The sequence below is a fragment of the Plantactinospora solaniradicis genome (assembly GCF_042658085.1).
Classification (GTDB): domain Bacteria; phylum Actinomycetota; class Actinomycetes; order Mycobacteriales; family Micromonosporaceae; genus Plantactinospora; species Plantactinospora solaniradicis.
Genome location: NZ_JBHSPR010000023.1, coordinates 57,538 through 67,570, shown reverse-complemented (window position 1 = coordinate 67,570; position 10,033 = coordinate 57,538). Strand labels below are relative to the sequence as shown.

Annotated in this window: 7 protein-coding genes and 2 pseudogenes; 3 read left to right on the top strand and 6 right to left on the bottom strand. The window is 68.6% G+C overall.

Annotated elements, in window-relative coordinates:
* Positions 1–144: 144 nt before the first annotated feature.
* The 6 genes and pseudogenes from ACFP2T_RS27660 to ACFP2T_RS27635 all read right to left on the bottom strand — a co-directional run bounded on the left by ACFP2T_RS27660 (position 145) and on the right by ACFP2T_RS27635 (position 7,724).
* Positions 145–2,145 (bottom strand): ABC transporter permease, encoded by a 2,001-nt coding sequence (locus ACFP2T_RS27660; RefSeq protein ID WP_377426531.1) that lies wholly within the window; start codon positions 2,143–2,145, stop codon positions 145–147.
* Positions 2,142–3,575: an extracellular solute-binding protein gene (locus tag ACFP2T_RS27655; RefSeq protein WP_377426529.1), complete on the bottom strand. Its 1,434-nt coding sequence runs from the start codon at positions 3,573–3,575 to the stop codon at positions 2,142–2,144. Before ACFP2T_RS27655 ends, ACFP2T_RS27660 begins: the two co-directional genes overlap by 4 nt.
* A gap of 823 nt (positions 3,576–4,398) precedes the next feature.
* Entirely contained in the window at positions 4,399–4,953 is a 555-nt protein-coding gene (locus ACFP2T_RS27650; protein WP_377426526.1) for a hypothetical protein, read from the bottom strand.
* A gap of 56 nt (positions 4,954–5,009) precedes the next feature.
* Positions 5,010–5,231, bottom strand: a pseudogene (locus ACFP2T_RS27645) (IS256 family transposase); the annotation flags it as partial.
* A 13-nt stretch (positions 5,232–5,244) separates the two neighbouring features.
* The gene (locus tag ACFP2T_RS27640; protein WP_377426523.1) at positions 5,245–6,984 is read right to left on the bottom strand and encodes a GumC domain-containing protein; all 1,740 of its coding nucleotides are present in this window, start codon (positions 6,982–6,984) and stop codon (positions 5,245–5,247) included.
* Positions 6,969–7,724, bottom strand: a complete 756-nt coding sequence (locus tag ACFP2T_RS27635; protein ID WP_377426521.1) for an ABC transporter ATP-binding protein — start codon at positions 7,722–7,724, stop codon at positions 6,969–6,971. The genes ACFP2T_RS27640 and ACFP2T_RS27635 overlap by 16 nt, the downstream gene beginning before the upstream one ends.
* 75 nt (positions 7,725–7,799) lie before the next feature.
* Here ACFP2T_RS27635 and ACFP2T_RS27630 point away from each other — a divergent pair.
* From ACFP2T_RS27630 to ACFP2T_RS27620, 3 genes and pseudogenes are all read left to right on the top strand, one after another.
* Positions 7,800–7,943, top strand: a pseudogene (locus ACFP2T_RS27630) (IS5/IS1182 family transposase); the annotation flags it as partial.
* 249 nt (positions 7,944–8,192) lie between these two features.
* A complete protein-coding gene (locus tag ACFP2T_RS27625; RefSeq protein WP_377426518.1) occupies positions 8,193–8,561 on the top strand; it encodes a YciI family protein in 369 nt (122 codons plus the stop codon).
* A gap of 996 nt (positions 8,562–9,557) precedes the next feature.
* On the top strand, positions 9,558–9,986 hold the full coding sequence (locus ACFP2T_RS27620; RefSeq protein WP_377426516.1) for a hypothetical protein: 429 nt from the start codon (positions 9,558–9,560) through the stop codon (positions 9,984–9,986).
* Positions 9,987–10,033 lie beyond the last annotated feature (47 nt).

Sequence of the window (10,033 nt, the reverse complement as noted above, 5' to 3'; positions counted from 1 at the left end):
ACGTACCACCGACACATCGTCAACGATCAACCACTACAAGATCGACAGGACACGCCCTAGACGATCCATTCCAAGGCGTCGGGCAGCAGACGAAGGCGAGGACTTCCATTTCCCTGTCGCTCGACGGCGAGCTGGAATCCCAGGTCAGCCCTTCACCGCGCCCGCGGTGAGCCCCTCGGTCAGGAAGCGCTGCCCGAAGGCGTACATGACCACCACGGGGATGCTGACGAGCAGCGACGCCGCGGCGAGCTGCCCCTGCGGCACGACGTCCCCGGTGATCATCGACTGCATTCCTACGGGGAGCGTCTTGTACTCGTCCTTCGTGATGAACACGAAGGCGAAGAGGAACTCGTTCCAGGCATTTGTCAGGGTGAACAGCGCGACCGCCAGCAGTCCCGGCTTGGCGAGGGGCAGCACGACCCGGCGGAACGCCTGGAGGCGGGTGCAGCCGTCGACCAGCGCGGCCTCCTCCAACTCGATGGGGATCGACGAGAAGTACCCCGTCAGCAGCCAGGTGGCGAACGGAAGCGTGAAGGTCGGGTACGTCACCACCAGCGACCACAACGAGTCGGTGAGCCGTACCCCGATGAGCAGCTGGTACAGCGGGATGAAGAGCAGCGCGCCCGGCATCACGTAGGTGATCAGCACCGTGACGGTGAAACCCTGCGCTCCACGGAACCGCAGCCGGGCCAGCGCGTAGCCGGCCAGGGCGGCGCAGACCAGTGCTACGGCCGTGGACGCCACGGACACCAGCACCGTGTTGAGGTACCAGCGGCCGAAGGGTTTGGTAGCAAAGAGGTCGGCGAACTGCTGCAGGGTCCACGGCGTCGGCCACAGGTCGTGGTCGCGCATGACGATCTGACCGTCGGACTTGAAGGCCGTGACGGCGATCCAGTACAACGGGGCCAGGACGAAGACGAGCAGCCCGGCCAGCGCGACACCGGACGCCAGACCCGACGCCAGGGACGACGCCCGGCGACGTCCCCAGGCATGGAACGCCGAGACCACCCGCCCGACCGCCGCCACGACCAGCGCGGTCACCCCGAGAACCACCGCCGCTTTCCAGAAGATGTGTGGCGACGCCCAGGCGAGCAGACCGGTGATCGCGGCGGCGGCGACCCACGGCAGCGCCTTCCGCACCGTCCGGGCACCTCGGGGTGGCTCGGTGCCGGCGTCCCGGCGCAACAACCGGACCAGGACGAACACCAGCCCGCCGATGACCGGCAGCATCACGAGGGTGACCGCCGCCCCCGCGCCGTATTGCAGTTGCAGGATCGCCTTCGAGTAGGCGACCAGTACATACGGCGCGGTCGCGTTGCCCGGGCCGCCCTGCGTCAGCAACCAGATGAGGTCGAAGTTGTTGAACGTCCAGATCGACGACAGGGTCACCGTTACGGTGATCACGTGGCGCAGTCCGGGTAGCGTCACGTGGGCGAACCGCTGCCACGACGAGGCGCCGTCGACGGTCGCCGCCTCGTACAGGTCTGCCGGGATGGCCTTCAACCCCGCGAGGAACGCGACGGTGAAGAACGGCACCCCCTTCCACACGTTGACGAGGATCACCGACGGCATGGCCAGCGACGCGTCGGACAACCAGCCCGCGGGCCAGCTGTCGACCAGGTGCGCACTGGCCAGCATCGGCCCGATCCCCGACTCGGTGAGCAGCATGTTGACGCTGCCGAAGATCGGGTCGAGCAGCGAGCGCCAGCTGAACGCCGTGACCACCGTCGGCACCACCCACGGCAACAGGAGCAGCCCGGCCAGCACGGCCCGTCCACGGCGCCGATGGTGCAGCAGCAGGGCCGCGGACAGTCCCAGCACCACCTTGAACACCTCGGCGTACGCGGTGAAGACGAACGAGTTCACCACGCCCGCGTGGAACTGCTCGTCGCCGGCGAGGGCGAAGTAGTTGTCCAGGCCGACGAACACGCTCTGCTGCCCGTGCCGTTCCGTCGTGCTGGTGACGACCGACCGGGCGATCGGCACGAGCACGAGCCCGCCGACCAGTACGGCGGTGGGCGCCAGGAACAGTGCCGCCAGCCGCCAGTCACGACCCAGCCGCCGCTGGGTCGTGGTGAGAGAGCCGGGCCCCGGTGGCGAGGATGCCCCCGTCGCCGGGGCCGGCGTTGGACGGGCCGATCTCACTGCGGCAGCCCCTGCTGGGTGAAGATTTGCACCATCTTCGCGTGGGCGGACTGCACGGCCTGCGCGGGCGCCGTTCCCTGGATGACCTGCTGCATCATGTCGGTGAGGACGTAGGCCCCGACGGCGGCCTGCTGTCCCGCGCTGGCCTTCTGCGGGAAGTTCAGGCCGTTCTTCGTGGGCAGCGGCAGCGACTGCTGGGTGATCTTGCGCATGATGGGGAACGCCGGGTCGCCGCCGGTGAAGAACGGGTCGGCGTCCCAGACCTTCTCCCAGGCGGGCAGCGCCAGGCCGGGCGCCTCCTTCGCCACCCCGAGTAGCGCGGGCGCACTGACCAGGTACTGCGCCAGGAGCTTGGCGAGCGCGGCGTTCTTGGCGCCCTTGAAGACGACGAAAGCCTGGGACTGGCCGAGCAGCAAGGGCTTGTCGGTGGCCGGCCCGATGCAGTCGGCGAAGACGTGGGTGTTGTCGTAGACGGGGTTCTTCTTGGTCTTGGAGTCCGCGTAGACGCTGAACTGGTTGCGGGTGTAGCCGAGGATCCCGGCGAGCCAGTTCTCGTTGTTGCTGGAGTCGGTCCAGGCGGCCACCCCCGGCGGCAGCATCGGCTTGTACTTGGGGTTGGTGTAGATGTCGCCCAGGAAGGTCACCGCCTGCACCGTCTCGGGGGAGTCGAACGTGACCTTTGTGCCGTCGTTGGAGGCGATCGACCCGCCGTAGGAGTTGATCAATGCCTCGATCATGCCGTTGGCGTCACCGGACCGGTTCACGGTCATGCCCCAGCCGAACCGACGCTTGGCCGGATCGGAGATCGCCAGGCACAAGTCCCGCAACTCCTCCCAGCTGTAGACGTCCTTGGGGGAGATGCCCTTGTCCTGCATCCAGTCCTTGCGCAGGAACGACCCGATCCCGATGAAGTGGTAGGGGATGGCGAACCACTTGCCGTCGAACACGCAGAAGTTCTTGGACTCCGCGGTGGGCTCGCCGTACCTGGCCGTCAGCGCTTTGACGGTGTCCGTCACGTCCTCCAGGTCGCCGAGCGCCTGGAACTGCGCGACGAACCGGGAGTCGGTCATGAACGCCAGGTCGCGCGCCACGCCACCCTTTACCTCTGCGTCGATCTTGGCCACCACATCACCGGCGTCGGCCTGGACCAGACTGTTCTCGATCTTCGTCCCGGTGGCGTCGGCGAACGTCTTGATCGAGCTGTCGAGCGCCGCGTTCGCCGCCTCCGAGTACAGCTTCTGCGACAGCACCCCCATCGAGGAGCCCTTCAACGACACCGCGGCGTCCAGCAGCTCCTTCGGAACGTCCGCCTGCACTCGGGGTGGCGACGTCGAGCTGCTGTCCCCGCACGCGGCCAGACCTGCCGCGCCGAGCAGCCCCACCCCCATCCCCAGAAAGCCGCGCCGGGAGCGCAACGGGTTGTCCTCCATGGTCTTTCGCCTCCTTCGTCTCGCCTCACCACTGCACGCCGAAGGGGGCCGGGAGGCCTGCCGCCTCCCCTGTTGACACCTGCGAACCGCACACGAGGACGGATCGCCTGATCGGGGTGGTCGCAGCCCGCCTCTGCCGCGCAGTCATCGGAAAGTTGCCCCGGTGCGCGGCGGGCCTTCCCCCGACTTGCCCCGAGACATGCGCGCCGCCGGCCCGGGACGTCGGCCTGCCCGGCGGTGCGCTCACTTTACACATTTCGGAAAGTCGCGCCTAGGGGTGGAGTGAAATCTGGGGAACGGTTCCATTTGTCGCTATCAATCGCTCGTGATCGAGGTCGTGGCACGCTGCCTGAACCCAAGCCCATTGAGGACGATGTCGCTTTCTCGGCGTTGCACCGAGGTCTACCAGCGCTGTTGCGTTGCGGGATCAAGGGGTATGGCGGGCCCTCCTCGGGGTTGCGGCCAGATGTCGCGGGCCAACTCGCTAACGCGGCAGTGACCCGCTTCGCTACCGGAACATCGGCGGTGAGTGCGTTGTGGCCGCGTCGTACGTACTGCTTATTAGCGTGTCCGGCGATGATCACGTGTGCGTGTTTGCGAGGGAGGTCGAACGCCTCGGTCGTCGCCACCCCGAAGAAGGACTCGGCTGCCTTACCGTTCTCGACAGCGGACCAGCCAAGGACATGCGCGAACCCTGGTCGGACTGCCTTCCGGGCCTACGCTCGCAGCTGATCCGCCGTGCGTGTGATGTTGACCTTGGATGATCGTGCAGATCGTGCAGAGAGATCCCGTGGCCCGGCCGAGGGTCTGGAGGACAAGCTGATCAAGAGTTGTGGATGCTCTGCTCGGTGATCGCCCGCCAGATCTGCGTGGCGAGTAGGTCGGCGGGTAGTTCGGCGTTGATGACGAGATCGGATCGGTGGCGCGCCGGTTCGGTGTAGCGGTCGTACGCGTCGCGCCGGTGGTTGAGGTAGTTGGTTATCAGGATTTCGACAGGGAAACCCTCGCGGACGCACTTGCGCTGAATCTTGCGGGCGAGCCGCAGGTCGGCGGCGAGGTCGACGAACACATCGAACCGGGTGTGCGGCACGGATGGGTTGGCCTGGATGGCGAACAAGCCTTCAGCGATGACGACGGCAGAGGTGGCCAGTGCCGTGGCTGCGTCGCCGTTGAGTCTGGCGAAGTCGATCGAGCACGGGTCGCCGACGTCCAGACGGGGCGTGCCGGTTTCGTCCGGGAGCCAGACGCCGCGTTCGGGTTCGGCGAGGTGGTAATAGTCGTCCAGGTGCAGGACGGTGATTGCGCCGCGCTGGGCGGCCAGAGCGGCTGCCAGGGTGGTCTTGCCCGCTCCGGCGCCACCAGTCAGCGTCAGCAGCATCGCTGCTCCAGCAGGGTGGACCGCCATGCCGGGTGGAGTAGCCGCATCGTGCGTGGTCATGCCGCGGTGCCTGCCGTGCCCTCGACGAGGCGACCGTTGACGAACGTGGCGCCGGCACGGACCAGGGCGACGAGGCGGGGTGCGTCGACCACCCGCCACCGGTCCTTGGCGGCCTCGATGAGTTTGACCGCCATCGCCAGGCCAGCGGCACGGTCGATCGGGTTCGGGGTGGGCCGGTGCACCCGGTGCTCGGCCGGGGAGTCGTAGAACGTGAGCACCGGGGCTGGCCAGCTATTCCGTGGTGGCGGGTTGCCGGGGCGGCAGGACGATCCACGTGCCGAGTGCGTACATCGCGAGACCGAGCAGCGCGAAGCCCAGCGCCACGGGGTAGCGCAGGCCCGGCGGCATGTATGTGGCGAGGAACCAGGTGTGGCGCAGCGTGCCACGGCTCACGAACACCGTGGCCAGGATGCCCTGTGGAATCAGCGGGATCGCAGCGAAGCCGAAGCACCACCACGCCACCGCCTTGCGGGGTTTGGAAAGCTCCGTGAACCGCGACTGCATTGTCCCGCCGATTGAGCGGCCGGTGCGCATGGTGGACAGCAGTTCTGGCCCGCGCTCCCGGAGTCGGACCGAGGCTAGCCGCCCGAAGCCCCACCAGCACAGCAGGCCCGTCGCCGTGCCGACGATCACCCCGGCCCAGCCGAACCGGATCGCCACGAAACCGGCCGGCAGCGCGGTCGTGACGACCAGGGCGAGTGCCAGATACGCCTGGCCGGTCAGGCCTCCCTCGTCCTCGCTGGTCCGCAGGGGATTGTTCGCCCGCTTGTGCGGGTCGGTGCCAGGGACCAGACCGTAGACGGAGATCAACGGGACCAGGCCCGCCGCGCCACCGAGCAGCGCTGGCAGCAGGGCGAGGATCAGCGGCCAGGGGCCGCCGGTGATCGTCGTGCAGACCACGGTCAGGAGCACCGCCACCGGGGCGTGCGTTGCCAGCCACGCGAGCTGCCGCCCGCGTACGTCCGAGGCGCCCGGCGTCATCAGCGTCAGCCACAGCGCCGTGCCGTCGGTACCGTAGACGTTGGCCGCCATCGCGGCCGCCATCACGATGAAGACCGGGCCCGCGTACGGCAGCATCCCGTTCCACCCCACCAGTAGCGGGCTGGCGGCGAAGCAGACGCCGTACGCGAACGCGAACGTGAGCTGGTAGTTCCGCACGAGGTCGCGCGACGAGGTGCGCAGCTCCTTGGCGACGATCGCTCCGTCGGCGGTACGCGCGAGGAAGGGCCGCCGTGCCCGCCCCGACGCCCGGGTCGCGCCGACCCGCCGTCGCAGCAGCGCCGCCCACGCGAGCAGCAGCAGCACGATCAGCCCGGCCAGCGCGCCGAAGGCCCACCACGATCCGCGCACCGCCAGTAGGCCCCAGCCGGACGGCAGGTACCGGACGAGCGGCGGCACCCCGGTCTGCCCGAGGGCCAGGAAGACGACCCAGATCTGCCCGAGCCCGGCCAGGATCGCGCCGTTGAGCACGCCGGTGCTGATCGCGCCAAGTCGGCTGCGCAGCGCCAGCCCGACCAGCCCGACGGCCACCTTGGACAGCAACACGAAGACGGCCAACTGCAGCAGCATCGCGGGGACCGCGACCAGCGCCTCGACCAGGCCGAGCCGTGCGCCGGCGACGACCAGCCCGAGCAGCGCGGTGAGGCTGACCAGCGGCGGCAGGCCGACGAACGCCGCCGCCAGCAGTCCGACCGCGAGGCGGCGTGGCGGCAGGCCCAGCAGGGTGAAGTACTCCGGGCGCAGTGTCTCGTCGCCGCCACCCATGAAGACCGGGCCGAGGAGCCAACCCAGCAGCCAGACCGCGTACGCGGCGGCGAGCAGGTCGAGGTCGCGGACCGCGAGATAGATCGTGCCGCCGGCGAGCACGATTCCCAGCACCGCACCGAGGCCGGCGCTCTGGGCCCGTTCCCCGCGCAGGGCGTGGCGCAGCGCCGCGACCTTCATCGCGGCCATCGTCAGCGCGACAGCCACGACAGCTCCTTGACCCCGCCGGTCTCGTCGCCGACCAGGGCGACGAACGTGTCCTCCAGCGACCGCGACCCGCGTACCTCGTCGAGCGTGCCCGCTGCGGCCACTCGCCCGGCGTCGACGACGGCGACATGGTCGCAGAGCTGCTCGACCAGAGCCATCACGTGGCTGGAGAGCACGATGGACCCGCCGCCCCGAACGAAACCGCGGAGGATCGTCTTGATGGTGGCGGCGGAGACCGGGTCGACCGCCTCGAACGGCTCGTCGAGCACCAGCAGTCGAGGCGCGTGCAGCAACGCGGTCGCCAGGCCGATCTTCTTACGCATGCCGGTCGAGTACTCGATGACCAGCGTACCGCCGGCCCCGGACAGCTCCAGCACGTCGAGCAGTTCGTCGGCCCGGCGCAGCACCTCGTCGCGCGCCATCCCACGGAGCAGGCCGAGGAACGTGAGCACCTCGCGGCCGGTCAGCCGCTCCGGCATGGCGAGCCCGTCGGGCAGCACGCCGACGAGCGCCTTGGCCTCGTCAGGCGCGGACCAGACATCGGCGCCGAAGATCCGGGCGGTGCCGTCGTCGGGCCGCAACAGGCCCACGGCCATCGAGAGGGTGGTCGTCTTGCCGGCACCGTTCTGCCCGACGAGGCCGTAGAAGGAGCCCCGGGGCACCCTCAGGTCGATCGCGTCGACGGCCAACTTCTCGCCGAACCGTTTGGTCAACCCGTTGATTTCCAGCGCAGGCGTCATCGATCCCCCGGAACGTCGCGTGCCGAAATGGCGTCGACATGTTCTACCGGATCTTCGGGACAACGCGCCAGACCCGACACGTACCGCCGGGCTCTGCGGGCCCGGCGCATCGTTCCGGTCATCGCCCGACGGGGTACTCCCGACTGCTCCGGACTCGGCACCCGACGCTGGGTTGTCGAGCAGGCCATCGCCCTGCCGCACTGGTTCCGACGACTACGCCAGCCGGAGGACATTACGGGGTGCCCGCGTGCGCAGCGTGCCGCCGCGCGTGCGGCGGATGTGTGTGGGCTATTCGTAGCCGGTGGTGGCGGCAATGATGCCCCGAACAGGGCGATCTGACGCTCGTGAGCGCCGAGCGTCGGAGATCCCGTGAGAAATTTTTTGGCATGGCGTCGGATCCGGGGCGAGTCGTTCGTAGAACAGGTGAGAGGCGGTCGCAGGAGGCCGCCGGGACACGGGAGTCATGGGATGACGCGGTACTTGATCTCGTTCGCTGACGGCGCGATGGACCACATCCCCGCCGAGGAGTGGGCTGACGTGGGCAAGGCCTCGCACGCGGTGGTCCAGGAAGCCCACATCGCCGGCGTGTGGGTGTTCGGCGCCGGACTCGAACGCCAGAGGGCGAGCGTCGTGGCCACGGACGGGATGGTCACCGACGGCCCCTACCCGGAGACCAAGGAGGTCATTGGCGGGTTCTCGGTCGTCGACGTGGCCTCACGCGAGGAGGCGCTGGCGTGGGCTGCCAAGATTGCCGTCGCTTGCCGCTGCGCGCAAGAGGTCCGGGAGCTCATGCCCGACGCCGAACAAGACGCGATGCTCCGCCAGGCCAACAGGTGAGGGACGTCGACCGATCCGGAGGCCGGCCACGGAGCGTGACGGCTCTGGGCTGGGTGGCGCGCACGGGTGGCGGCATGAGAGCCCAGGCATTCATGAAAGATCAGTACCGTCCGCCGGCGGTTCGCGCGCTGCCGGAGGATGGTTGCCTGCGCCATCTCGTTCCAGTGCGTCCTCGGGGTTGGATCGGGTGCGGTGGCCGGAGCTGGTGTCGGATCGGGCTCAGCGTAGCTCGACGTCGACACACTGTTCTCGGCAGTTCGACGTGCGCCCCGGCGGCTTTCAACGGTGGACGGAGGTCAATGCAGCCGAACCCGGCCTTCGCGTGCACATCCACGTCGACCTCACCGACGTCGCCGACGGCGAACTGCTCGAAGGCGCCATGCACGTCAGTGGCCGGCTGCAGGAGGACATCGTGCCTTCGAGACGAGACTGCGGGTCGAGTTCTACGACGAGGCTGAGGGACGGACGCGACTGGAGATCCGCCAGTGGCTCCCCGAACATCTGGCGCACCCCGGCGAGGAGGGTTGGCGCCAAGCGTTCACCACCGACCTCCTGCGGTCTGTGGGCACGTCTCTCTACGGGCGGCGCATGTACGAGGCGATGGCCCACTGGGAGACCAACGCCGCTCTGGCCGCGCAGTCCGACCTCATGGCCGACTTCGCGAGCGCCTGGCAGGCGGCGAGCGATGAGGTCGCCCATCACGAACTCGGGTTGCGTCAAGTCGCAGTGTGCGGAGACGTCAACCGCCGCGTCGGGACGACGGTGGCGACATCGAACCTCAGTCCGGGGAATGCCCCGAGAACTACCCCCTTCGTCTATCCGTCGGGCATGCCAGCCGCACGCTGGGCGACCGCTCCCGACGCAACCGCTCATCGACATGACCGTGCTCCGCACGCCAGCCGGAGCCGTCACTCTAAAAGGTCGTAGACGACCTGTCGCCGCGAGTGCTCTGCGGCAGATCAGGGCAGCTGGCTGACCATGTAGCAGACTCATGCGGTGCCCGAAGACGAACGCCTCGCGGAACTCCGTCGCGACGCCTGCTCCCCGTCCTGGGAAGTCCGCGCTACGACCGGACAACGCCTGGCGCTGTTGGTCGGAGACCCCGGCGTGGACGACCTCCTGACCAGCCTGCTGCTGGACCCCATCGACACTGCCGTCACGTACGAGACGGCACGGAGCCTCCTCCGCCACGACGACGCCCATGCCGTCCGGCTCGTCCTGACTGCGCTCGGTGGAGGCGATGGAGATCAGGCCGATGAAATTATGGCTGCCATCAGCCATACCTACGAGGGCGAGGGCGAGGGCGTATGGCGTGCGGTATGGCAGCGATGCCAGGCGCTGCTCGAGGATCCTGACGAGCGTGTGCGCCTGGGTGCCGCGTCGGTACTCGGCCTGCGGCGACCGTCCAACGACAACACGATCTAGCGCTACGAGAGGGGTTTAGGTGCCGTAGTACGCGCGACCAGCGGCAT